This window comes from Ensifer sp. GW821-FHT05G01, assembly GCF_059419585.1.
Map to the genome: position 1 here is coordinate 447095 of NZ_JBWKSC010000001.1, position 23790 is coordinate 470884.

Here is a 23790-nt window from a genome sequence, read left to right on the forward strand (position 1 = left end):
CGGATGACAAAGAAGGCGCCGATCGAAATGACGAGCGCCGGCGGGGCTACGGCATAATCCTTTAAATCGGATCCGATTTAAGGCTAGGATTATGCAGCAGATTTAAAGCGTTACAGCGTCCTTTGCGCGCCAGATTTGACGCGCGGTGTTGTAAGGCCCGGTATGCACAGAAGGATTTGACGTGAGCGGACTCGAGACTGCAATCCGAAATGCGCTGGAGCGCTCCGACAGGACCAACGCCGAGACGCGGGCGCGTATCTATCAATCCGCGCGCCAGGCGCTCGAAGCCGGGCTGCAGAAGCAGGGGATCGAGGATCAGAACGTCGTCGCCCAGCAGCGCCATCGGCTGGAAGCGATCATCCACGCGATCGAGACCGAGGAGCGCGCAGCCCTGAAGGCGCGCCCGGCGCCGGCCCCGTCTGTCAGCCTCGATGATGCTGTCGCACCGCGCGCTGCGGCAGCGGCAAGGTCCGAACCGCAGCCGTCCGCGCCTTCCGATGGCCGCCGCGAGCCGGCTTTTGCCGGCCAGACTCCGCGCGACGGACAGAATGACGGTGGACTTGGTGGCCTTCGTGCCGACCGCGACGGCCCTGTTGTCTCTACGGCTGCGGCCGGCGAGGTTGCGGCCAGGCAGTCGAATGAAGGCAGGGGAGCGGTCGCGCCGGAATTGCGCGCAGCCGACGGCCGCAAGCGTCGACGCAAGCGCGGCAGCCTGCTGTCGCTCGCCATGGTCGTCGCGACGCTGTTGGCCGCGGTCGTCGCCGCCGTCTGGTGGGTCGAGACCAACAATCTTCTGCAGTCGCCGGCCGCGCGCGACACCAATGTCGCCAATCCGCCGGCAACCGTGGCGTCACAGGATTTCGACGGGGCTGCCGGTCTGCCGACGCTCGGCGCCCAGGAAGGCTTCACCGGCGATTGGGTCGAGGTGTACACGCCCGGCAAGACGGGGGCGATCACGCCTGGCCCGCAGGCGACTGCCGAGCCTGTCAATGACGACGGCGGCCAGCGCATCCTGCTGACCTCTGGCGATCCCGATGCGGACGGCGACGTGACCATCGAGATTCCTGCGGCGATCCTGACCGAACTTTCGGGCAAGACGTCGACGCTGGCGCTGACGGTACAGGCCACGCCCGGCAAGTCGACGGAGTTCGCGGTGGAGTGCAACTTCTCTTCACTCGGTGAGTGCGGCCGACACCGTTTCACCCTGCATGATGAGCGGGTCGACATGCTGTTCAAGGTGACGTTCGACCGAAGCCTCGCGCCAAGCGCTGCCGGGCAGATCGTCATCAACAGCGACATCAGCGGCGGCGGCAAGGGCTTGAACCTTTACGCCATCCGCGTCCTGCCGGGCCAATAAGCCTGCACGAAAGGCCGGCTCGCCGGCTTCGGCTATTTCAGGAAGCCGGGGCCTGAACCGACGATCTTGTCGTCGATCTCGCCGATTGCATCCTTGTCCTTGCCCTCGTAATCGAGCTTGGACAGGATGTGGCGAATGAGATTGATCCGTTCGCGTCGTTTGTCGTTGCCCCGCACGATTGTCCACGGCGCATGGTCGGTGTGGGTCGCCTTCAGCATCTGGTCGCGCTTCTCGGTGTAGTCGTCCCATTTGTTGAGTGCAGCGATATCCATCGGCGACAGCTTCCAGATCTTCAACGGATCATGGCGACGGTCGTGAAAGCGCTTGAGCTGCATTTCGCGGCCGATATCGATCCAGAATTTGAACAATTGAATGCCCTCGTGCACGATCATCTTCTCGAAGCGCGGCACCTGCTTGAGAAATTGTTCGTGCTGCTCTGGCGTGCAGAAGCCCATGACCGGCTCGACGCCGGCGCGGTTGTACCAGGAGCGGTCGTAGAGCACGAGTTCGCCCGCGGTCGGCATGGTCGCGATGTAGCGCTGGAAGTACCATTGCCCACGCTCGGTCTCGGTCGGCTTCGTCAAGGCGACCACGCGGGCCCAGCGGGGATTAAGGTTGCTGCTGGTGGCATGGATGGCGCCGCCCTTGCCGGCCGCGTCCCGGCCCTCGAACAGAGCGATGATGCGCTTGCCGGTCGCCTGCTGCCAGAGCTGCAGCTTGACCAGTTCGATCTGAAGCGTTTCCAGCGTCTTCAGGTAGTCGTCGTCGTCGTCGAGCTTCTTCTTGTAGGGAAAGCCGCCGGAGGCAAAGGCCGCCTCGTCGATCCACTTCGGCAATTCCGGGTTGTCGACGTCGAAGAGCCGCTTCTTGCCGCCGATATCGAGCTCCACCGCCCGGCTTTCGGTCTTCGTTGCCGCCTGCGTTGACGCCATGTGGTCTTCCTCCAGCCCGAGCGATTTCCTGTGAGGAGGCCACAATAGCATTGCGGATTCAAGCGCGTCGTGAAAATCATGTCATGAAGCGTCGTTATCTCTCGACCATTTGAGGCCGGGAGGAAGACCAAAGTGATTCATGAGGATATGGTGCTGGACGGTTCCAAGGCGTTCTGGCGGACGCTCGTGCCGCGGTTGAAGGCGGAGCGCTGGCTGCTCGGCCTGACGGCGCTGCTGGCAGTCCTTGCGACCATTGCTGGCATTCATTTTCTCGCTGTCCTGCCGTTCTGGATCGTGCTTGCCGCCGCCCTGCTCAACCGCAGTGCGCCCTCGGCGCTGCCAAAGGCCGCAAAAGCGGCCAAGGTGGCAGCCGTGACGGGTGGCGCCAGCGACGCGCTGATCCCGGCCTTGAACGCGCTCGATATGCCGGTTCTGGTCGTGGCGGTCGATGAAACCGTCGTCTTCCAGAATATCGCGGCCGAAAAGGCTTTCGGCACCATTCCGCCCAACAGCTATCTCGCAGCCCGCGTCCGTTCGCCCGGCATTCTCGATATGGTTCGCGAGACGATCGCGACCGGCAAGATCAACCAGATCGAACACACCGAGCGTCTGCCGTCCGATGCGGTCTACGTGGTCAGGGTGGCGCCCGCCGAAATCGGCGGCGACGGTCCGTGGAGCCGGGTCTTCCTGCTCACCTACCGCGACATCTCGCAGGCCCGCCGCATCGATCGCATGCGCTCGGATTTCGTTGCGAATGCCAGCCACGAGCTACGCACGCCGCTGGCATCGTTGCGCGGCTTCATCGAGACGATGCAAGGCCCGGCGCGCAACGATCTGAAGGCGCAGGAAAAGTTCTTCGGCATCATGCACGAGCAGGCGACACGCATGAGCCGGCTTGTCGACGACCTCCTGTCCTTGTCGCGGCTGGAGCTGAAATCCCACATCGCACCTGACGATACGATCGACCTACGCCCGCTGCTCGGCCATGTCCGTGACAGTCTTGCGCCGCTTGCGAGCGATCTCGACGTGACGATCACGCTGACGATGCCGGATAGTCCCGTTGTCGTTCAGGGGGACCGCGACGAGCTGACCGAGGTGTTCGAGAACCTGATCGAGAACGCCTGCAAATACGGCCAGGAAGGCAAGAAGGTCGATGTCGAGCTTTCCGGCGGCGAAGGCGGGCAGGCCGAGGTCGTCGTCAGAGACTATGGCCCCGGCATTCCTGCCGAACATGTGCCGCGCATCACCGAGCGGTTCTACCGCGTCAATGTCGAGGCGAGCCGCTCGAAAAAGGGCACCGGTCTCGGCCTTGCGATCGTCAAGCACATCCTGACCCGCCATCGCGCGCGGCTCCTGATCCACTCGGAGCTGGGCAAGGGCACGGTGTTTACCGTGCGTTTTTGACATATTGGCGCCGGATAACGTTGCGCTGTTCATTTTTCATTATGATTTTCAATGACATGAGCTGTCATAAATGTTTCGCGAAACTGACATAAAAGGTGTGGCTATCGGCGGCTAGTTAGGGGCAGCCGATCAGACGGCGAAGAGCGCTGCAACGCTTGGCGCACTCAACACAAGCCCATTCCGGGAGAACTTTTATGAAAGCTCTTAAACTCACTGTCGCGGCGCTCGTCGCATCCGCCGCGTTCGCTGGCGTGGCTGTCGCGCGCGATCAGGTTCAGGTCGCCGGCTCCTCGACGGTTCTTCCCTACGCAAAGATCGTCGCCGAGACGTTCGGCGAGACCTTCCCGGACTTCAAGACCCCGGTTGTTGAATCCGGCGGCTCCTCGGCTGGCCTGAAGGAATTCTGCAAGGGCGTCGGCCCTGACACCATCGACATCGCCAACTCCTCGCGCAAGATCAAGGACAGCGAAGTCGAGGCCTGCAAGGCCGCCGGCGTCACCGAAATCCAGGAAATCCAGATCGGTTACGACGGTATCGTCTTCGCAACCGACGCCGGCAATGCCGACCTCGCTCTCAAGCCCGTCGATCTCTACAAGGGTCTGGCTGCTGAAGTCGTCGTCGACGGCAAGCTCGTCGCCAACCCCTACAAGAAGTGGTCTGAAGTCAACGCCGCTCTGCCGGACGCCGATATCGCCGCCTTCATCCCGGGCGAAAAGCACGGCACGCGCGAAGTCTTCGAAGAGAAGATCCTGGCTGCAGGCTGCAAGGAAGCCGGCGCCCTCGACGTCATCAAGGCTGCCGTTGCCGATGAAAAGCAGCAGCACAGCAAGTGCGTCGCAGTCCGCAAGGACGGCCTGGCTGTCGACATCGACGGCGATTACACCGAAACGCTGGCGCGTATCGCCGCCAACAAGAACGGCATCGGCGTCTTCGGCCTGTCTTTCTATGAAAACAACGCCGACAAGCTGAAGGTCGCCACCGTCAACGGCATCGTTCCGTCGACCGAAACGATCGCTTCCGGCGAATACCCGGTTTCGCGCCCGCTCTACTTCTACGTCAAGAAGGCGCACCTCGGCGTTATCCCGGGCCTCAAGGAATATGTTGAGTTCTTCCTCGACGATCAGATGATCGGCCCGGAAAGCCCGCTTGCCGAATACGGCCTCGTCGCTGCTCCGGATGCCGAGCGCGAAGAGATCCGCAAGGCTTTCGCAGCCGGCAACATGCTCTGATACTGACAAGCCCCGGCGCGACATTGCTCGCGCCGGGGCATGCCTCCATCCGAACTGCCGGCAGCGCCTTGAGCGCCACGCCGCGGAGACGTGCCGATGAGTACTTCATTTCTTCTTTTGCTCATTGTTTTAATTGGCTTTATTTCTTATTTTGCGGGCCGTGCGCGCTCCTTCGCGCAGGCTGGCGGCAAGCTCTCCAATCTGCATTCCTTGCCCGGCTATCATGGCAGTTACGTTGCGATCTGGGCGATCCTCCCGGCAGCCCTGGTGCTCGGTGCCTGGCTCGTCGCTGCACCTGTCTATATCGACTCCAGCACCCGGGCGGTGTTGCCCGAAACGGTGCAGGCGCAGGGTGGCGCGACTGTCGAACTGGCACTTGGCCAGGTCAAGTCGGTTGCCGGTGGACTGAAGCGGCTGACGGCCGAAGAAGTTTCCGCGCTTGAAAGCGGTTCGGCCAATCTTCGCTCCACGCTTGCTGCCAAGGGCGTGGCCCTGGCGGGTGAGGGTGAGCCCTACATGATCACTGCTGCCCAGCATTTCAACGCGATGACCGTCACCAATCGCTGGCTGATGAGCGCGGCCGTGCTCCTGATCGCCATTGCCGGCGGCGTTTATGCCATCCGCAACATCGCCACCCGTTTTCGCGCCCGCAATCAGGTCGAGCGCGTCATGCTTGGCGCACTGGTCGTCGCCTCGTCGATCGCCATCCTGACGACGGTCGGCATCATCGCTTCGATGCTGTCGGAAGCGGGCCGCTTCTTCACCATGGTTTCGCCCTTCGAGTTCTTCTTCGGCACCGTCTGGGACCCGCGGTTTGCGGCTGCAGGCAGTGGCGGCGCCTCCGGCCAGTTCGGCCTGATCCCGCTGCTCGCCGGCACGCTCTACATCGCCTTCGTCGCCATGCTCTTCGCGGTGCCGATCGGTCTTTTCGCAGCCATCTACATGGCGGAATATGCAAGCCCGCGCCTACGTTCGACGGCAAAGCCGCTGCTGGAAGTGTTGGCGGGCATCCCGACCATCGTCTACGGTTTCTTCGCACTCGTTACCGTCGGCCCGTTCCTGCGCGATATTTCCGCCCAGCTGAACGGTCTGGTCACCGGCAACTATCAGAACTTCATCCAGGCACAGAGCGTCCTCACTGCCGGCATCGTCATGGGCATCATGCTGATCCCGTTCGTTTCATCGCTGTCGGACGACATCATCACCCAGGTGCCGCGGGCGCTGCGTGACGGATCGCTCGGTCTCGGTGCCACCCGTTCCGAAACGGTTAAGAAGGTCATCCTTCCCGCAGCACTTCCGGGCATCGTCGGCGCTCTGCTGTTGACCGCCTCGCGTGCCGTCGGCGAAACGATGATCGTGGTGCTGGCCGCCGGTGTCGCCGCCCGCATGCAGATCAATCCCTTCGAGCCGATGACGACGGTGACGGTCAAGATCGTCAACCAGTTGACGGGCGACCTTGAGTTCACCTCGCCGCAGACGCTCGTCGCGTTTGCGCTCGGTATCACGCTCTTCGTCATCACGCTCGGCCTCAACATTTATGCGCTCTACATCGTGCGCAAGTATCGGGAACAGTACGAATGACCGACATCGCTTCCCCGGCCGTCCGGATCTCCACCCGTCCCGCATCCGCAAAGCGCGATATCGGCATCAAGCGCCGCTACGCCGCCGAGCGTCGGTTCCGTGCCTATGGCATCGGCGCCATAAGCCTCGGCCTGTTCTTCCTCGCCCTGTTGCTGTGGACCGTGTTTTCCAACGGCTACACCGCGTTCCAGCAGACGACGATCACGCTGCCGATCGAATTCACCGAAAAGGTCATCGACCCCAAGGGTGAGCGTACGACCGACGGCAAGGTGCTGATGACCGCCAACTATCCGCTCCTGGTGCGCGATGCGCTGATCAAGCAGCTCGGCATCGACGCAAGCAAGCGTCCGCTGGTCAAGCAGGCGACCGACATGGTCTCGGCGAGTTCCCGCACGCTGTTGCGCGACATCGTCGTCGCCGACCCCACGGTCATCGGCAAGACCATACCGGTGACGTTGCTCGCAGAAGCCAATGTCGACTCCGCCTTCAAGGGGCAGATCGACCTGGCGGTCGACCAGAGCAAGCGCAAGGTCAAGGACCAGCAGGTCACCTGGATGAACGAGCTGGCCAGCGCCGGCGTCCTGAAGAAGAGCTTCAACACCGGCATCTTCACCTTCGGTGCGTCCAGCCGTCCGGAAGCCGCCGGTGTGGGTGTTGCCGCTCTGGGCTCTCTCTACATGATGCTGATCGTGCTGGTGCTGTCGCTGCCGATCGGTGTCGCCGCCTCGATCTATCTCGAAGAGTTTGCGCCTAAGAACAGGCTGACCGACCTGATCGAGGTCAACATCAACAATCTCGCTGCCGTGCCGTCGATCGTCTACGGTCTCCTCGGTCTGGCAGTCTTCATCAACTTTGCCGGCATGCCGCGGTCTGCGGCGGTCGTCGGCGGTCTGGTGCTGACGCTGATGACGCTGCCGACGATCATCATCGCCACCCGCGCGGCGTTGAAGGCGGTGCCACCGTCGATCCGCTCGGCAGCCCTCGGTCTCGGTGCGTCGAAGATGCAGACCATCTTCCATCACGTGCTTCCGCTGGCGATGCCTGGCATTCTGACCGGCACGATCATCGGCCTTGCCCACGCGCTTGGCGAAACCGCGCCGCTGCTGTTGATCGGCATGGTCGCCTTCGTCGTCGACTATCCCGGCTCGCCGATGGAACCGTCTACGGCCCTGCCGGTGCAGATCTACATGTGGGCCAACGAGGCGGAACGCGCCTTCGTCGAGCGCACATCCGGTGCGATCATCATTCTTCTCATCTTCCTCGTCGTCATGAACCTTGGCGCCATTCTGTTGCGACGTCGCTTTGAGCGCCGTTGGTAGTGAGGTAATTACTATGAACATCATGTCAGAAGCAGCAGTCGAAAAAGCCTTGGATCAGAAAATGAACACCGTGCCTTACAAGATGATCGGCAAGGATGTGTCGGTCTATTACGGCGAGAAGCGCGCGCTTTTCGACGTCAATCTCAACATCCGCGAGAACACGGTGACCGCGCTGATCGGCCCGTCGGGCTGCGGCAAGTCGACCTTCCTGCGCACGCTGAACCGCATGAACGACACCATCGAGAACTGCCGCGTCACCGGCAAGATCACGCTCGATGAAGACGATATCTACGATCCGACGATCGACGTCGTCGAACTGCGCGCCCGCGTCGGCATGGTGTTCCAGAAGCCGAACCCGTTCCCGAAGTCGATCTATGACAACGTCGCCTACGGCCCGCGCATCCACGGGCTTGCCCGCACCAAGTCGGAGTTCGACGATGTCGTTGAAACCAGCCTGCAGAAGGCTGGCTTGTGGAACGAGGTGAAGGACCGCCTGCAGGAGCCCGGCACCGGGCTTTCCGGTGGCCAGCAGCAGCGTCTGTGCATCGCGCGCGCCGTTGCCGTCAGCCCGGAAGTCATCCTGATGGACGAACCGTGCTCGGCGCTCGACCCGATCGCGACGGCCAAGGTCGAGGAGCTGATCCACGAACTGCGCACAAACTTCACCATCGTCATCGTCACCCACTCGATGCAGCAGGCAGCGCGCGTTTCACAGCGCACCGCCATGTTCCACCTCGGCAATCTTGTCGAGGAGAACGATACCGACAAGATGTTCACCAATCCGGATGACCAGCGTACCCAGGACTACATCATGGGCCGCTTCGGCTGATCGCTGAAGCTCGCCTTCACCCCGTTTCCTGAACGCGCCCGCAAGGATCACAGATTATGTCCATGCACATAATGTCCGCCTATGACGAAGAACTGAAATACCTGACACGCCGCATCTCCGAGATGGGCGGCATTGCCGAGCAGATGGTGGGCGAATCCGTCCGCGCGCTGGTCAATTCCGACCTCGCATTGGCGCAGAAGGTGATTTCCGACGACACCATCCTCGATGAAGCCGAGCGCCAGATCGGCGAAAAGGCGATCATCACCATTGCCAAGCGTCAGCCGGTGGCTGCCGACCTGCGCGAGATCATGGGGTCGATCCGCATCGCCTCCGATCTGGAGCGCGTCGGCGACCTCGGCAAGAACAACGCCAAGCGCGTCATCGCCGTTGCCGGCTCCGGCATCCCGCGCAAGCTGGCACGCGGTCTTGAACACCTGGCAGAGCTTGCCCTCGTGCAGCTCAAGGAAGTCCTCGACGTCTACGCCTCCCGCTCGCCGGAGAAGGCCAACAGCATCCGCGAGCGCGACGAGGAGATCGATGCGATCTACACCTCGCTGTTCCGCGAGCTGCTCACCTACATGATGGAAGATCCGCGCAACATCACGCCCTGCACGCATCTTCTGTTCTGCGCCAAGAACATCGAGCGCATCGGCGACCACGCCACCAACATCGCCGAGACGATCTACTACATGGCGACGGGTGCGCAGCCGGAAGGCGAGCGCCCGAAGGACGACAATACGTCGACGCTGGGTGCCGTAAAGGACTAAGCCCGAATACGTTCGAGTGCCTGCTTTTGAACCTCATCCGGTCGCAGCCACGGTTGCGGCCCCGCTTTGCTGCGTCTGTAGCCACCCGATTTCGCGCGTGCGTTTGAAATCGCCCGTAACGCTTCAGATGCTATATGTTCGAGCATCACGTCGCGTTCGATCGAACACGGGATGCTCTGGGTAAGGAGACGTTACCTGATGTTGCCGAAAATCGCCGTTGTCGAAGACGAAGAGGCGCTGAGTGTGCTCTTGCGCTATAACCTCGAAGCCGAGGGTTTCGATGTCGATACGATCCTGCGTGGGGATGAGGCCGAGATCCGTCTGCAGGAGCGCCTGCCGGATCTCTTGATCCTCGACTGGATGCTGCCGGGTGTTTCCGGCATCGAGCTTTGCCGACGCCTTCGCCAGCGCCCGGAGACCGAGCGCCTGCCGATCATCATGTTGACGGCGCGGGGCGAGGAGAGCGAGCGGGTTCGCGGCCTTGCCACCGGTGCCGACGACTATGTGGTCAAGCCGTTCTCGACCCCTGAGTTGATGGCCCGCGTCAAGGCGATGCTGCGGCGTGCCAAGCCCGAAGTTCTGTCTACGCTGCTGCGCTGCGGCGATATTGAACTCGACCGCGAAACCCACCGGGTGCATCGCCGCACGCGCGAGGTCCGCCTCGGTCCGACGGAATTCCGCCTGCTCGAATTTCTGATGTCCTCTCCGGGTCGGGTTTTCTCGCGGTCGCAGCTTCTCGACGGCGTCTGGGGCCACGATATCTATGTCGACGAGCGTACCGTCGATGTGCATGTCGGCCGCCTGCGCAAGGCGCTGAATTTTTCGAGCATGCCGGATGTCATCCGCACCGTTCGCGGTGCCGGCTACTCGCTCGAGAGCTGAGCCATTCATCCAATAAAAAAGGGGCCGCGCGGCCCCTTTTTTATGTGTTGTCTTCGAAGCCTTAGCGAGCGCGGCGGCGCTCGGCGGACGGCTGGTAGGCAAGCCGCGCATGGAAAGTGCAATAGGGCGAAGCTTCCGGAGAGTCGTTGCCGCAGAAGTGGAACTCTTCCTTCAGCGGGTCGCCGATCGGCCACTTGCAGGTGCGCTCCGTCAACTGCGTCAGCTCAAGGCGGCGCGACATCGGTACGACCACATCCGTCCGAACGCTGAAATCCTGTTCGGCAACGAAATCGACTTCGACCTCTTCCTTGAGAACGGTGGCGCCAGCCGGGCGGGTAACCGTGCGGGTGGTGACGCGCGAAGCGTAGTTCGGAGCGCGCGGCGCCGAGGTGGCCGGGCGCTGCTTCGGCCGGGTCGCGGCGGCTGTGCCGCCAGCCTTGGCCCTGCCGGGCAGGCTCAGCCGGTGAACCTTGCCGATGACCGCATTGCGGCTGACGCCGCCAAGCTGTGCCGCGATCTGGCTCGCGCTCAGGCCCTCGGACCAAAGCTTCTTCAGTTTTTCCACCCGCTCGTCAGTCCAGTTCATTTCTGCACTCTCCGTTCTCAGCGTTGGCGATGACAGAATCCCTCACCACGCTCCGGACAGGCTCCGGAGCTGCAACGCGATAACACTTTTGGTGACTAGGTCCGCCGCATGCGTCTAGTAATTGAACGTTAACCTACTGACCGGCGGACTCCGTGGCAAGAGTCCGCGGAATCACGCCGAATCGATTTCTTGGTTTTCCCCAACTTGCTCGGTGGGCGTTGTATTTTTGCAAGCCCTGCCGGGTGATTTTTTCGTCGCATGGATGAGCCCGGTCCGACCGCACTGCAAGGCTTGGTTTTGTTGACATTGCGCTGCGAAATAGGAATAGTGCCTGCGCCGCCGCAAGGCGGCATTTTTAATTTTCTGCCGCGCTTAACAGGGCGCGGATCGATGCCGATAGCAATGAAGGAGAGGCTCGCCATGACTGCAACCACGCCGCTTTACGACACCTACATGCGTGCGCCGTTGCGTTTCGAGCGAGGAGAGGGTGTCTGGCTGATTGCGGAAGACGGCACGCGCTATCTCGACTTCGCCGCCGGTGTCGCCGTCAACTCGCTTGGCCATGCGCATCCGCATCTGGTCGAGGCACTGAAGGCGCAGGCCGAGAAGGTCTGGCATCTGTCGAACCTCTACGAGGTTCCCGGCCAGGAGAGCCTCGCACGCCGGCTGGCGGCAGTGACTTTCGCTGATCGTGTCTTCTTCACCAATTCCGGTGCTGAAGCGCTTGAATGCGCGATCAAGACCGCTCGTCGCTACCACTATGCCAAGGGCAATCCGGAGAAGTTCCACGTCATTACCTTCGAGGGTGCCTTCCACGGACGCACGATCGCGACGATCGCCGCCGGCGGCCAGCAGAAGTATATCGAGGGATTTGGCCCGAAGGCTCCGGGTTTCTATCAGGTGCCCTTCGGCGACATCGCGGCGGTCAAGGATGCGATCACCGACGAGACGGCGGCGATCCTGATCGAGCCGATCCAGGGCGAGGGCGGCATCCGCCCGGTCACCAAGGAATTCATGCAGGAACTGCGCGCGCTTTGCGACGAATACGGCCTGTTGTTGATCCTCGACGAGGTCCAGACCGGCGTCGGCCGGACCGGTAAGCTTTTCGCCTATGAATGGGCTGGCATCCACCCGGATATCGTCGCTGTCGCCAAAGGCATCGGCGGCGGCTTTCCGCTCGGCGCGTGCCTCGCGACGGAAGAGGCAGCTGCCGGCATGGTCGCCGGTACACACGGTTCGACCTATGGCGGCAACCCACTTGCCATGGCGGTCGGTAACGCTGTGCTCGACGTCATCCTGGCCGACGGTTTCATGGAGCATGTCCGCGACGTCGCCCTGGTCTTCCGCCAGGGGCTCGCGTCGCTCAAAGATCGTTTCCCCGATGTGATCGAGGATATCCGCGGCGACGGGCTGATGCTCGGCATCAAGGTCAAGGGGCCTTCGGCGGATCTCCTGAAGGCAATCCGTGCCGAGAAGCTGCTGGCCGTTCCGGCCGGCGAGAACGTGCTGCGCCTGCTGCCGCCGCTGACCGTGACGGCCGAAGAAGCGCGCGAGGGTCTGGCGCGCATCGAACGCGCAGCTGAAGCGGTGAGAAGCGCGAGCGGCACTGCCGCAGCCTAATTTTTGAACCCGGAGATCGGCAGCGATTTTCCTAAGGGTCCATGCGTGAACCCGAGGCGTCGAAGCGTTTTTTAATCTTCGGCCCCGGCCGCGCTTCAGGGCCATTCTGAGGACAGGAATTGACTACGATGGCAGGCACAAGACACTTCATCGATCTTTCGGCCATGACGGCAGCGGATCTCAGGACGATCATTGACGACGCGCGCGTGCGAAAGACGGCGACCAAGGCCGGAACCGCCGAAAAGCCGCTCGCCGGCAAGATGCTTGCGATGATCTTCGAAAAGCCGTCCACCCGTACCCGCGTTTCCTTCGATGTCGGCATGCGCCAGCTCGGCGGCGAGACCCTGTTTCTCTCTGGCACCGAGATGCAGCTCGGCCGCGCCGAGACCATCGGCGACACCGCCAAGGTGCTGTCGCGCTACGTCGACGCGATCATGATCCGCACAACCGATCACCGCCGGCTTCTCGAACTTGCCGAACACGCGACCGTGCCTGTCATCAATGGTTTGACCGACGACACGCATCCCTGCCAGATCATGGCCGACATCATGACCTTCGAGGAGCATCGCGGACCGGTGAAGGGCAAGACCATCGCCTGGACCGGTGACGGCAACAATGTGCTGCATTCGCTGATCGAGGGCTCGGCCCGCTTCGGCTACCGTATGAACATGGCGGTGCCGCTCGGCTCCGAGCCGCATGACAAGATCCTCAACTGGGCGCGCAACAACGGCGGCGAGATCCTGCTGTGCCACGAGGCCGAACAAGCCGTTGCCGGCGCCCACTGCGTCGTCACCGATACCTGGATCTCGATGAACCAGGAGCATCGCGCCCGCGGCCACAACGTCTTCCAGCCCTTCCAGGTCAACGAGGCGTTGATGAAACACGCCTCGTCGGACGCCCTGTTCATGCACTGCCTGCCGGCACACCGCGGCGAGGAGGTGACCGACGAGGTCATCGACGGCCCCCAGTCGGTGGTGTTCGACGAGGCGGAGAACCGGCTGCATGCGCAGAAGTCGATCATCGCCTGGTGCATGGGGCTCGTCTGACCGGCGAGCGCGCCCCTTGAAATTTGCCGCGTGCGACCCGATTTAGGCCGCATGCGGGACGTTCCTGGGTCGAAACCACGGACGCACCCCGACGACAGGCAGGGCATGACGGGCCGGAAAATGGCACATGCCTGCTGGACAAATCCGTTTATGGCGGGATCAAATAGGATGACGGGCAGGCTGCGCCGGGGGATGTTCATGTCCTTCGCGCGGCCTTCTCCGGTTACGTAAGGAGCTGCAGATGACTGAGATGGCGCCCGGACTTGGCGAATTCGATTTTGCCGGTGACGACCATGTCGTGCCCTTCCAGGTGGAAGGCCTCGATGTTCGCGGCCGCGCGGTCCAGCTCGGCCCGATGCTCGATGCCATCCTTGAGCGCCACAACTATCCGCTTCCGGTCGCCCGGCTCGTCGCCGAGACCGTGGTGCTGACTGTGCTGCTCGGCACGTCGCTGAAGTTCGACGGCAAGCTCATCGTCCAGACGAAGAGTGACGGTCCCGTCGATCTCGTGGTCGCCGATTTTGCCACGCCCGACAAGGTGCGCGCCTATGCCCGCTTCAACGAGGAAGCGCTTGCCGATGCCTTGAAGGACGGGCGCACGCAGTCGCACGAACTGCTCGGCAAGGGCATTCTCGCCTTCACCATCGATCAGGGCGCCCATACCCAGCGCTATCAGGGCATCGTCGCGCTCGATGGCGCCACGCTCGAGGAAATTGCCGGCGTGTATTTCCGCCAGTCGGAGCAGATCCCGACCAAGGTGCGCCTCGGCGTCGCAGAGTTGCTCGACCGCGACGAGAACGGCAAGCCGCGCCATCGCTGGCGTGCCGGCGGCATGGTTGCGCAGTTTCTGCCGGATGCACCGGACCGCATGCGCCAGCCGGATCTTTCGGGCGGCGACGGTGACGACAACGACGATCTCTTCGACGAGGACGATCTGTGGGCGGAAGCCAAGGTCATGGTCGAGACGATCGATGCCGACGAGCTGACCGATCCGATGGTCGGCACGGAGCGCCTGCTCTATCGGCTGTTCCACGAACGCGGCGTTCGCGTCTATCAGCCGCAGGCCGTCTATGATCGCTGCAGCTGTTCGCGCGAAAAGATCCGTTCGGTACTGACCGGGCTGCATGCCGACGACATCGAGAGCACGATCGAGGACGGCTTGATCAAGGTGACGTGCGAGTTTTGCTCGACCACCTATCGCTTCGAGGCAAGCGAAGTCCGTCAGCAGTAGACTGGCTAATTCAGGGTTCGCACGAGCCCTGGTGAATCGAGCGAGAAGGCGGGGATGGCCACGTTGAAGTGTTCTCCGCCTTCCGATTCCATGCTGTAGTGGCCGAACATGACGCCAGACGGCGTATCGAGCGGGCATCCGGAAGAGTATTCGTAGGTGTCGCCCGGGTTCAGCAACGGCTGCTCGCCGATGACGCCGGGTCCGCTGACCTCGTCCACCTGACCGTTCTCGTCGGTAATATGCCAGTAGCGCGTCATCAGCCGGACCGCCTCGGTCGAATGGTTGGCGATGACGATGCGGTAGCCCCAGACATAGCGGCTGTCATCCGGATCAGATTGCTCTTCCAGATAGTACGGCTCCACCGTAACTTCTATGTCGCGAGTGAGCGCGCGATACATGGGCAACACCTTGTTTCAAGTCTTTCAGGGTATTCTACAGCAATATGGTTTCGTCAAGAATAACGGCAGGATTGCATGCGTTGCCTGCAACACGGCGGGAAGGCTGCGCCGATGCTTGATGGCGCGGTGAGAAAACATCTGGATCCGATGCTGGATCGCGTGGGCGCCGCGCTCGCCCGCGGGGGCATCAGCGCCAATGCTGTCACGATCGCCGGCCTGGTGCTCGGCCTCGTTGCCGCTGCCCTGATAGCCGGGCAATTCTATCTCGCAGGCGCCATCCTTATCGTCGTCAGCCGGCTTTGCGATGGGCTCGACGGCGCCGTGGCGCGGGCAACGCGCAAGACGGATTTCGGCGGTTTCCTCGATATCGTGCTCGACTTCGTCTTCTATGGCGCCATCCCGCTTGGCTTCATCCTCGCCGATCCGCAGGCCAATGGGCTCGCCGGCGGGCTGCTGCTCTTCTCGTTCTACGTCAATGGTGCGAGTTTTCTTGCCTATGCCATCATGGCCGAGAAGCGAGCGATGACGACGGATGTGCGGGGGGGAAAGTCGCTCTACTTCACCACAGGGCTCGCCGAGGCGACGGAGACGATCGCCGTCTTCCTGGCCTTCTGTCTGTTCCCGGCGTGGTTTTCGGTACTGGCGACGCTGTTTGCCGTCGTCTGCCTCTACACGGCCCTCTCGCGCATCATGCTCGCGCGAATGGGGTTTCGCGACCGGCAGTAGTGGCCGCCCGCTGTCCGGGCGGCCATCCTGTCCGTCGATGTCAGGCCTTGACGCTCTTCAGCGCGCGGGCAAAGTCCTCGACGATGTCGTCGCTGTCCTCGATGCCGGCGGAGAAACGCACGGTGCCGGCGGAGATGCCGAGTTCGTCGCGCGCCTCGTCGGTCAGGTTCTTGTGCGTCGTCGTTGCCGGATGCGTGATCAGGCTCTTGCTGTCGCCGAGATTGTTGGAAATGCGGGCGATCTGCAGTGCGTTCTGCAGCGCGAAGGCCGCGTCCTTGCCGCCCTTGAGTTCGAAGGCGACGAGGGTCGAGCCGCCGGTCATCTGCTTGGCGATGATGTCGGCCTGCGGGTGGTCCTTGCGGCCCGGGTAGATCACCTTGGCGACCTGAGGCTGCTCGGCCAGGAAGTCGGCGACGCGGCGGGCATTCTCCGTCTGCTGCTTGACGCGCAGCGGCAGGGTCTCGATGCCCTTCAGCAGCGTCCAGGCGTTGAACGGCGACATTGCCGGGCCGGTGTGGCGGAAGTAATCGTGCAGATGCTCGTTGATCCAGTCCTTGTCGGACAGAACCACGCCACCGAGGCACCGGCCCTGGCCGTCGATATGCTTGGTGGCCGAGTAGACGACGATATGAGCGCCCAGTTCAAGCGGCTTCTGGAACAGCGGCGTGGCGAAGACGTTGTCGACCACGACCTTGGCGCCGATCTGGTTGGCCAATTTGGCAACGCCGGCAATGTCGATGACTTCGAGCGTCGGGTTGGTCGGGCTTTCCAGGAAGAAGACCTTGGTGTTCTTCTGGATTGCCTTTTCCCAGTTGGCGAGATCGCGTCCATCGACCAGCGTGCATTCGATGCCGTATTTTGGCGCCAGCGTCTCGACCACCCAGCGGCAAGAGCCGAAGAGGGCGCGGGCAGCAACGATGTGATCGCCGGCCTTCAGCTGGCAGAGAATGGCGGCGGCGACTGCGGCCATGCCCGATGCCGTGGCGCGCGCATCTTCGGCGCCTTCCAGCATGCACATGCGCTTTTCGAACATGTCGTTGGTCGGGCTGCCATACCGGGCATAGATGAAGCCTTCGGTCTCGCCCTTGAAGCGCGCTTCCGCCGCCTCGGATGTCTCGTAGACGAAACCCTGGGTGAGGAAGATTGCTTCGGACGTCTCGCCGTGCTGGGAGCGGGTCGTTCCGCCGTGGACGAGTTGGGTTGCCGGGCGCCAGTTTTTGCTCATGTGACGGTCACCTTCAAAAACAAAAAAACCGGCCGCGTGAAGGGCCGGTTTGATACCCGGCCTTTTTAGCTACTTGTTTAACGTGGCTGCAAGCCGACCGGCCAAATCACCACGGGATAAAGCTCCAATACTGCTTGGGTGCGCTTGCGTCAATTCCTGGAGTTTGGTTTTGTCTCGCAACTGAAAAGAGGATCGAAATGGGCCGCGAGACTGGGATTTTGGCCGACCGCGCGATCGCCGCGCTGTTTGAAGCCGGACGCTTGAAAAGCGAGAAGGCGCTGGATGCCGATCAGATCCAGCCGGCAAGCCTCGATCTGCGCCTCGGCGCCAAGGCGTTTCGCGTGCGGGCAAGCTTCATGCCGGGCCCGTCGCACCTCGTTGCCGACAAGCTTGACCGGCTGAAGCTGCATGTCGTCGATCTCTCCGAAGGTGCGGTGCTGGAGACCGGCTGCGTCTATATCGTGCCGTTGATGGAGAGCCTAGACCTGCCGGAAACCATGTCGGCGTCCGCCAACCCGAAGAGCTCCACCGGTCGCCTCGACATCTTCACCCGCGTCATCACCGATCGCGCCCAGGAGTTCGACAAGATCCCGGCCGGCTATCGCGGACCGCTCTATCTCGAAATCAGCCCGCGCACCTTCCCGATCGTCGTCAGGCGTGGTTCGCGCCTGTCGCAGATCCGCTTCCGCACCGGCCAGGCGCTGCTCTCCGAGCAGGAACTGCTGGCGTTGCATGAAAGCGACGTGCTGGTTGCAAGCGAAAAGCCCAATGTCAGCGGCGGCGGCATCGCGCTGTCGATCGATCTCAAGGGCACCGGCCCGGACGGGCTGATCGGCTATCGCGGCAAGCACCACACCGCCGTCGTCGATGTCGACAAGAAGGCGCAGCACGCGGTCTTCGACTTCTGGGAGCCGCTCTATAGCCGCGGCCGTGACGAGCTGATCCTCGATCCCGACGAGTTTTACATTCTGGTGTCGCGCGAAGCCGTGCACGTTCCGCCGCTTTATGCTGCCGAGATGACCCCGTTCGATCCGCTGGTCGGCGAGTTCCGCGTGCACTATGCCGGCTTCTTTGACCCGGGCTTCGGGCATGCGTCAGCCGGCGGAACCGGCAGCCGCGCCGTACTCGAAGTGCGCAGCCACGAGGTGCCCTTCATCCTCGAGCATGGCCAAATCGTCGGTCGGCTGGTCTATGAGCATATGCTTGAACGTCCGGCAGGGCTTTACGGCCTCGGTCTCGGCTCCAACTATCAGGCGCAGGGCCTCAAGCTCTCCAAGCATTTCCACGCGGAGTAACAGAAAAAGTGCCGTTGCGCGTCGGCGCGGCGCAACGGTGCTTGACAGATGCATGCGGTTGAGGAAGTTTCCGAAACGCTGCGGGTGTAGTTCAGTGGTAGAACGCCAGCTTCCCAAGCTTGATGTCGTCGGTTCGATCCCGATCACCCGCTCCACTTTTCTCTTCAATAACAGCCAGCCAGGCTTTAAGCCGGCATCCCTGCGTGCGACGGACCGACCCGCAGCGCGCCGAAGCCAGTAGCCAGCCCGGTTCCATCCGGCTAATCTCCGCGTCACCCATGAATCATCCGCGGCTTTGCAGGCCGTATGGCATCACGAAGAGACGCGCTGGCCCTTGCCCATGAAAATTCACCGACTGCTGGCCCTCTGCGTCTATCTGATCGCGGCGCCGCTTGCCGCCCAGCCCAAGGACCTGCCCAATCTGTTCGATGCGCGTGAGCGCATCGCCAAGCCGGACCTTACCGGCCTTGCGCGGCTCAGGTTCCTGACGACGGTGGATTTCCCGCCGTTCAACTTCATCGACCAGTCGGGCAAACTTTCGGGTTTCCATGTCGACCTGGTGCGCGAGATCTGCCGCGAACTCGATATCGAAGCCAAATGCCAGATCCAGGCGGTGACCTATGCCGAGCTGCTGCCGGCGCTGGAAGAAGGCCAGGGCGAGGCGGTCGCAGCCGGCATCGCCGTCAGTCCGGAACTGCGCCAGCGCTTCGGCTTTTCGCGCCCCTTCATGCGGCTTCCCGCGCGCTTCGCCGTCAACACCAAGGCGGCCGGCGCGGTCACGGACCCATCGGGCCTCAAGGGCAAAGTGGTCGGCGTCGTTTCCGGCACCACCCACGAGGTGATGTTCAGGGCTTTCTTCCCCAAGCTCGAAGCCAAGGTCTTTCCGGATCGTGATGCGATGCTCGCCGCCCTGCAGAAGGGCGAGGTAGCGGCCGTCTTTTCCGACGGCATGCAGCTTTCCTTCTGGGTGTCGGGCGGCGCTGCTGCGGGATGCTGCGGGCTTGTCGATGGTGCCTATTTCTCGCAGCGCTTTCTGGGGGAAGGCCTGACGATCATGAACCGAAAGGCGGAGCCGGCGCTGACGCAAGCGATCGATCACGCCCTGCTGGCTCTTTCACGCAGCGGGCGGCTCGACGAGATTTACCTGCGCTATTTCCCGAACGGCATCTACTGAAGCCCGTATGTCGTCCGCGCAAAACCGCTGCGCACTTTTGCGCAACATGCTTTGATCAGTTACGCCGGAACGGCAGGAGCAACGACCACAACAACCTGGTCGGCGCACTGCGCCCATAGTCGGTGAGCCCTGTTTCGATCGCCTCGTCGCCCCGTCTAGGCCGGTCGGTATAGGTCGAGAACAGCCGGTCCCAGATCGCCAGGTTGAAGCCGTAGTTCGAATCTGTCTCCGAGCGCTCGGTCGAGTGGTGGATGCGGTGCATGTCGGGCGTGACGATCAGCGGCCGCAGTGCCCGGTCGAGGCGGGGCGGCAGCCGCAGATTGGCGTGGTTGAACATGGCAGCAGCGTTGAGCACGATCTCGAACAAGAGAACGGCGACGGCAGGCGCCCCGAGCGCGACGATGATCGCGATCTTCCAGGCCATCGAGACGATGATCTCCAGCGGATGAAACCGCAAAGCCGTGGTCAGATCGACGCCCGGGTCGGCGTGATGGACCCGGTGCATCCGCCAGAAGAGCGGAACCTTGTGAAAGGCGACGTGTTCCAGCCAGATGGCAAAGTCGAGCACGACGAAGGTGATCACGCCGGCGACGAGCGGGGGAATGCTCAGTGCAGGTAGCAGACCGTATCCCCGCGCCCCGGCCCAGAATGCCGCACCGGTCGCTGCAGCCGGGAAGATCAGCCGCAGCGAAAGCGAAGACAGGACCAGAATGGAGAGGTTGGTAAGCCAGCGGCGTGCCTTCAGCGCCTTTTGCAACTCCGGCCGCTCCAGCCGCGGGTGCCAAAGTTCGAGCACCGCCATGGCGGCAAAGACCGAGAGAAAGGCCGCAAGGCGCCACAGGGGTTCTGTCACGCCGAAAAGCTGCATCCGTTACGCCCTCGCTGCCGTCTTTCTGTGAAGCGATATCATGCTTCGGCGGCGCTGCGCCAAGACACGTTGACGTGAGCAGGTCGCGTGGGCGCCGTTACTTGCGAAAACGGGCAAGAGCACCGCGCTCGATTGCAGCGCAGGTAAGCTTGTCGAGGCCCAGGCGATCGCGCAGCAGCTGAAGCAAACGGATTTCCTCGTTGCGGATGCGCTGGTCTGCGGCCGCAATCTCGACGGCAAGTGCATAGGCGGTTTCGTGCAGCCGCTCGGGCAGGGCTTCGCGCACGATCTCGAGCACGATGTCGAGACCCTCGGGGGCGGCGAGTTGTGCGGCGCATTCGTGGCCGACGAGCACGAGCTGGTCCTCGTCGAAGCCTTCGAAGGCGGGAAGAAACTGCACCAGCCTGCCGATGCGCGCGAACTCGTCGTCGCTCATCTCCCGGTCGACCGCCGACATCATCACCATGACATAGACAAGGGCTTCGTGCTGGCTGAGGCTGGGGGGCATGACGGCTTTCCGGCAAGTGGTTGCAAAGAACTGGTGTGCTTCGCCGTTCCTTACAAGTCCGGTGCCGGTTCGTCCATCGTCGCTGCCGCGCTCGGGTCGTCGAACGGCATCGGCGTCTGGCGAAAATCGCGCGGATCGTCGCCGTAAAATCCGACCTTTGCCTTGCGCGCCGCTTCGGCTTGCTCTTCGAGCGCCGAGCCGGCCAACGGCGTCGCCCAGCCGTTGGCGACGAGCCAAGCTGCCAGGTCCTGGCCGCCGACGGTGCAGTGCGCGGTGACGGTGTCGCCCGTTCCGTCGCCGGGAATGTCGCAGCTGACCGCCCGGGCGCGCAGGAAATTGCGAAACGCCGTGCGGGCGACCATGCCGCAGGGCCAGCTCTTGCCGCCGCTTTCGCAGGTCCGTTCCGCCGCCTCCGGCTCGATGCCGTCGAGCTGCAACGTCATCTTGTCGAAGCGGATGAGACCGGCGGCGAGCGCCACCGGCTGCAGGAGGATCGTCGGCGCCTGCGGCTTGTCCTTGGACGTGTCCGACAGCGGTTTGCGCGGCTCGATGCGTTCGAGCGGCTTCGTCGTCACTTCGTCGGGCAGCCCGAACTGCTGCGGTTCGATTGCGCGGGCTGTGGTCTCGGTAGCGTGGGAGCTGCTTTTGCCTTGGCTGCCTGCATCGGGCGCCGTGTCGGCTGCCTGGGGGTCGGACATGTCGAACGGCACGTCTTCAGGCGCGACCGAAGGTTCCGCTTCCCCCATGTCGGGCGTTTCCAGCACGAAGTCCGGCGAGGCAGAACTTTCGCGGTCGCGGATCGTCGCAGCACCCGCATAGAGGATGCCGGTATAGAGCGCCAGGGCGGCAATCCCGCCTGCAAGAGTGATCAGTTGCTGCCGCATCAGGAAAGATGTCCTATTGGCTGGCCCAGATGATCCGGGCGATCCATTCGACTTCGCTCATTTCGAAACTCCGGTTGGGATGTTCCGGGTTGAGCGATAGCAGTTCGATGTTGCGCGGAGTATGCCGCACCAGGATTTTCGCCATGACCTCGCCTTCGCGGGTCTTGACCACGACGCGGTCGCCGCGCCGGACCTGCGCGCCAGGGTCGACGATCAGGACGTCGCCATCGCGATAGAGCGGCAGCATGCTGTCGCCCTGGATCTCCAGCGCATAGATGCCGTCGCGCCGCTCGGCGCCCGCCGGGAAATCGACGACGTCCCAGCCCTGGCCGGCGGGAAACCCGCCATCGTCGAAGAAGCCGCCGGCGCCGGCCTGGGCAAAGCCGATCAGCGGTATGGCGCCCTTGTAAGGTTCGCTTCGGATCGCGTCCGGCCGCATCAGCGCCATGAACTGGTCGATGGTGGCGCCGGTGGCATCCAGCACCTTGGCAATCGATTCCGTCGACGGCCAGCGCTCGCGGCCATCGGCGGACTGGCGCTTGGATTTGTTGAAGGACGTCGGGTCGAGCCCGGCGCGGCGCGCAAGCCCTGATGGCGAGAGCTGATGGCGCTCGGCCAGGGCGTCTATGGCGTGCCAGATTGTGTTGTGTGACAGCATGAATGTCTGGTCCGGGCAGGTGAGCGACGGCCGCTATGCCTGTGTTGGCCAGTAGATTAGCCAAGCGCGCCGGGATGGTAAAGAAGAAGGAGGAAAATAATCCTTGCCCACTCCGATTGAAATAGAGTTTCCCGCTTCTATAGTCCTTATCGTTGCTTGGGTTTGGCCGGCGAGGGGCTGATGTGTTGGCGGTGCTGAAATCCGAACGTCTGCTGCTCGCCGCGTTCCTTGCCGCGGTCGCCGGTTTTGTGCTGGAACACCGCGTGCTTGAGATGGGGCAGACCGCTTCCCTTGTCGGGGCGGCAGCGCTGGTGGCCGCCATCGTGCTGGCGTCGATGCGGGTTGCGCACCATGCCGAAGTTCTGGCGGCAAAGGTCGGCGATCCCTATGGCACGATGATCCTGACGCTTTCCGCCGTGCTGGTGGAAGTGATCATCCTGGCGATCATGATGACCGGCGAGAGCTCTCCAACGCTGGTGCGCGATACGATCTATTCCGCTGTGATGCTCGATATCAACGGCATTCTCGGTCTCGCCGCATTGCTTGGCGGGCTGAAACATGGCGAACAGCCCTACAACGACAATTCGGCGCGCACCTATAGTGTCATGATCCTGACGGCGATGGGGATTTCGATGGTCGTGCCGGAATTCGTGCCGGCCTCGAAATGGCATTTCTATTCGGCCTTCACCATCGGCGCGATGATCATGCTTTACACGCTGTTCCTGCGCATGCAGGTGGGGGTGCACAGCTACTTCTTCAGCTACAGCTATCCCCGGGTGAAGAGCGACGGCGTCGACAAGGCAGAAGAACCCGGAGAACCGGTGCTGCCGTCGATCGTGATCCTGCTCGTCGGCGTGGTGGTGATCGGCGCACTCGCCGAAATCATGTCGGGGCTTCTGAATTCAGGGCTCAAGGGGAGCGCCGCGCCGCCGGCGGTCGCCGCCATCGTCGTTGCGGCCATCTCGGCATCACCGGAGATCATGACGGCCATGCGCGCGGCACTTGCCAATCGCATGCAGGCGGTCGTCAATATCGCGCTGGGCGCCTCGCTATCGACCGTTATCCTCACCGTTCCGGTGATGGAGGCGATCGCGCTTTACACCGGCCAGCCCTTCATCATGGCGATGTCGCCGGCGCAGACGGTGATGGTGGCGATTACGCTGATCGTAGCGGCGATCAACCTCAATGACGGCCAGACCAACGCCATAGAGGGCATGACGCATTTCGTGCTGTTTGCCACCTTCGTCATGCTCTCGATCATCGGTTTGTAG

23 protein-coding genes, 1 tRNA gene and 1 riboswitch are annotated in these 23790 nt (G+C 62.6%); of the genes, 16 read left to right on the top strand and 8 right to left on the bottom strand.

Annotated elements, in window-relative coordinates:
• The first annotated feature begins 181 nt into the window (after window positions 1–181).
• Entirely contained in the window at window positions 182–1357 is a 1176-nt protein-coding gene (locus AC07UR_RS02205; protein WP_209787707.1) for a biotin transporter BioY, read from the top strand.
• 32 nt (window positions 1358–1389) lie between these two features.
• On the opposite strand, the gene ppk2 is transcribed toward AC07UR_RS02205, so the two are convergent.
• Window positions 1390–2289, bottom strand: coding sequence for a polyphosphate kinase 2 (gene ppk2, locus AC07UR_RS02210; protein WP_173418897.1), 900 nt, complete (start codon window positions 2287–2289; stop codon window positions 1390–1392).
• A gap of 147 nt (window positions 2290–2436) precedes the next feature.
• Between ppk2 and phoR the strand changes: the two genes are divergently transcribed.
• From phoR to phoB, 7 genes are all read left to right on the top strand, one after another.
• Window positions 2437–3693 carry a phosphate regulon sensor histidine kinase PhoR gene (gene phoR, locus AC07UR_RS02215; protein ID WP_210264429.1) on the top strand — a complete coding sequence of 419 codons (1257 nt, stop codon included), beginning with the start codon at window positions 2437–2439 and terminating at the stop codon, window positions 3691–3693.
• Window positions 3694–3887: 194 nt separating this feature from the next.
• Window positions 3888–4922: a substrate-binding domain-containing protein gene (locus AC07UR_RS02220; RefSeq protein ID WP_173418899.1), complete on the top strand. Its 1035-nt coding sequence runs from the start codon at window positions 3888–3890 to the stop codon at window positions 4920–4922.
• Window positions 4923–5018: 96 nt separating this feature from the next.
• The gene (pstC, locus tag AC07UR_RS02225) at window positions 5019–6503 is read left to right on the top strand and encodes a phosphate ABC transporter permease subunit PstC (RefSeq protein ID WP_209787704.1); all 1485 of its coding nucleotides are present in this window, start codon (window positions 5019–5021) and stop codon (window positions 6501–6503) included.
• On the top strand, window positions 6500–7822 hold the full coding sequence (pstA, locus tag AC07UR_RS02230; RefSeq protein WP_209787701.1) for a phosphate ABC transporter permease PstA: 1323 nt from the start codon (window positions 6500–6502) through the stop codon (window positions 7820–7822). Before pstC ends, pstA begins: the two co-directional genes overlap by 4 nt.
• Window positions 7823–7835: 13 nt before the next feature.
• Window positions 7836–8651 (top strand): phosphate ABC transporter ATP-binding protein PstB, encoded by an 816-nt coding sequence (gene pstB / locus AC07UR_RS02235; protein ID WP_115418563.1) that lies wholly within the window; start codon window positions 7836–7838, stop codon window positions 8649–8651.
• Between the two features lie 53 nt (window positions 8652–8704).
• Complete coding sequence (gene phoU, locus AC07UR_RS02240; protein WP_112809004.1) at window positions 8705–9418, top strand: phosphate signaling complex protein PhoU; 714 nt, start codon at window positions 8705–8707, stop codon at window positions 9416–9418.
• A 198-nt stretch (window positions 9419–9616) separates the two neighbouring features.
• Complete coding sequence (gene phoB / locus AC07UR_RS02245) at window positions 9617–10300, top strand: phosphate regulon transcriptional regulator PhoB (protein WP_025425800.1); 684 nt, start codon at window positions 9617–9619, stop codon at window positions 10298–10300.
• Window positions 10301–10361: 61 nt separating this feature from the next.
• Here phoB and AC07UR_RS02250 read toward each other — a convergent pair whose 3' ends face one another.
• Window positions 10362–10886, bottom strand: coding sequence for a GcrA family cell cycle regulator (locus AC07UR_RS02250; RefSeq protein WP_173418902.1), 525 nt, complete (start codon window positions 10884–10886; stop codon window positions 10362–10364).
• A 420-nt stretch (window positions 10887–11306) separates the two neighbouring features.
• Here AC07UR_RS02250 and AC07UR_RS02255 point away from each other — a divergent pair, with 420 nt between their 5' ends.
• From AC07UR_RS02255 to AC07UR_RS02265, 3 genes are all read left to right on the top strand, one after another.
• A complete protein-coding gene (locus AC07UR_RS02255) occupies window positions 11307–12506 on the top strand; it encodes an aspartate aminotransferase family protein (RefSeq protein WP_173418903.1) in 1200 nt (399 codons plus the stop codon).
• 128 nt (window positions 12507–12634) lie between these two features.
• Window positions 12635–13552, top strand: a complete 918-nt coding sequence (gene argF / locus AC07UR_RS02260; protein WP_209787698.1) for an ornithine carbamoyltransferase — start codon at window positions 12635–12637, stop codon at window positions 13550–13552.
• A 241-nt stretch (window positions 13553–13793) separates the two neighbouring features.
• Window positions 13794–14783 carry an Hsp33 family molecular chaperone gene (locus AC07UR_RS02265; protein WP_173418905.1) on the top strand — a complete coding sequence of 330 codons (990 nt, stop codon included), beginning with the start codon at window positions 13794–13796 and terminating at the stop codon, window positions 14781–14783.
• A 5-nt stretch (window positions 14784–14788) separates the two neighbouring features.
• Here AC07UR_RS02265 and apaG read toward each other — a convergent pair whose 3' ends face one another.
• A complete protein-coding gene (gene apaG / locus AC07UR_RS02270; RefSeq protein ID WP_173418906.1) occupies window positions 14789–15181 on the bottom strand; it encodes a Co2+/Mg2+ efflux facilitator ApaG/CorD in 393 nt (130 codons plus the stop codon).
• 111 nt (window positions 15182–15292) lie between these two features.
• On the opposite strand from apaG, the gene AC07UR_RS02275 reads away from it, so the two are divergent.
• A complete protein-coding gene (locus tag AC07UR_RS02275) occupies window positions 15293–15907 on the top strand; it encodes a CDP-alcohol phosphatidyltransferase family protein (protein ID WP_209787695.1) in 615 nt (204 codons plus the stop codon).
• Between the two features lie 40 nt (window positions 15908–15947).
• Here AC07UR_RS02275 and AC07UR_RS02280 read toward each other — a convergent pair whose 3' ends face one another.
• On the bottom strand, window positions 15948–17132 hold the full coding sequence (locus AC07UR_RS02280; RefSeq protein ID WP_209787690.1) for an O-succinylhomoserine sulfhydrylase: 1185 nt from the start codon (window positions 17130–17132) through the stop codon (window positions 15948–15950).
• Window positions 17133–17176: 44 nt separating this feature from the next.
• A riboswitch (SAM riboswitch) is annotated at window positions 17177–17255 on the bottom strand.
• A 74-nt stretch (window positions 17256–17329) separates the two neighbouring features.
• Between AC07UR_RS02280 and AC07UR_RS02285 the strand changes: the two genes are divergently transcribed.
• The 3 genes from AC07UR_RS02285 to AC07UR_RS02295 all read left to right on the top strand — a co-directional run bounded on the left by AC07UR_RS02285 (window position 17330) and on the right by AC07UR_RS02295 (window position 19601).
• Window positions 17330–18427, top strand: a complete 1098-nt coding sequence (locus AC07UR_RS02285) for a 2'-deoxycytidine 5'-triphosphate deaminase (RefSeq protein ID WP_173418909.1) — start codon at window positions 17330–17332, stop codon at window positions 18425–18427.
• An 80-nt stretch (window positions 18428–18507) separates the two neighbouring features.
• Window positions 18508–18582: transfer RNA gene (locus tag AC07UR_RS02290), tRNA-Gly, on the top strand.
• Window positions 18583–18767: 185 nt separating this feature from the next.
• Window positions 18768–19601: a transporter substrate-binding domain-containing protein gene (locus AC07UR_RS02295; protein WP_173418910.1), complete on the top strand. Its 834-nt coding sequence runs from the start codon at window positions 18768–18770 to the stop codon at window positions 19599–19601.
• 55 nt (window positions 19602–19656) lie between these two features.
• Here the strand turns inward: AC07UR_RS02295 and AC07UR_RS02300 are convergent, their stop codons facing one another.
• The 4 genes from AC07UR_RS02300 to AC07UR_RS02315 form a co-directional block, all read right to left on the bottom strand.
• Window positions 19657–20469 (bottom strand): sterol desaturase family protein, encoded by an 813-nt coding sequence (locus tag AC07UR_RS02300; RefSeq protein ID WP_209787687.1) that lies wholly within the window; start codon window positions 20467–20469, stop codon window positions 19657–19659.
• A 97-nt stretch (window positions 20470–20566) separates the two neighbouring features.
• Entirely contained in the window at window positions 20567–20977 is a 411-nt protein-coding gene (locus AC07UR_RS02305; RefSeq protein ID WP_173418912.1) for a tellurite resistance TerB family protein, read from the bottom strand.
• Between the two features lie 50 nt (window positions 20978–21027).
• The gene (locus tag AC07UR_RS02310) at window positions 21028–21861 is read right to left on the bottom strand and encodes a thermonuclease family protein (RefSeq protein WP_209787684.1); all 834 of its coding nucleotides are present in this window, start codon (window positions 21859–21861) and stop codon (window positions 21028–21030) included.
• Between the two features lie 13 nt (window positions 21862–21874).
• Window positions 21875–22519: a S24 family peptidase gene (locus AC07UR_RS02315; protein ID WP_173418914.1), complete on the bottom strand. Its 645-nt coding sequence runs from the start codon at window positions 22517–22519 to the stop codon at window positions 21875–21877.
• Window positions 22520–22701: 182 nt separating this feature from the next.
• Here AC07UR_RS02315 and AC07UR_RS02320 point away from each other — a divergent pair, with 182 nt between their 5' ends.
• Window positions 22702–23790, top strand: coding sequence for a calcium:cation antiporter (locus AC07UR_RS02320; protein ID WP_209787681.1), 1089 nt, complete (start codon window positions 22702–22704; stop codon window positions 23788–23790).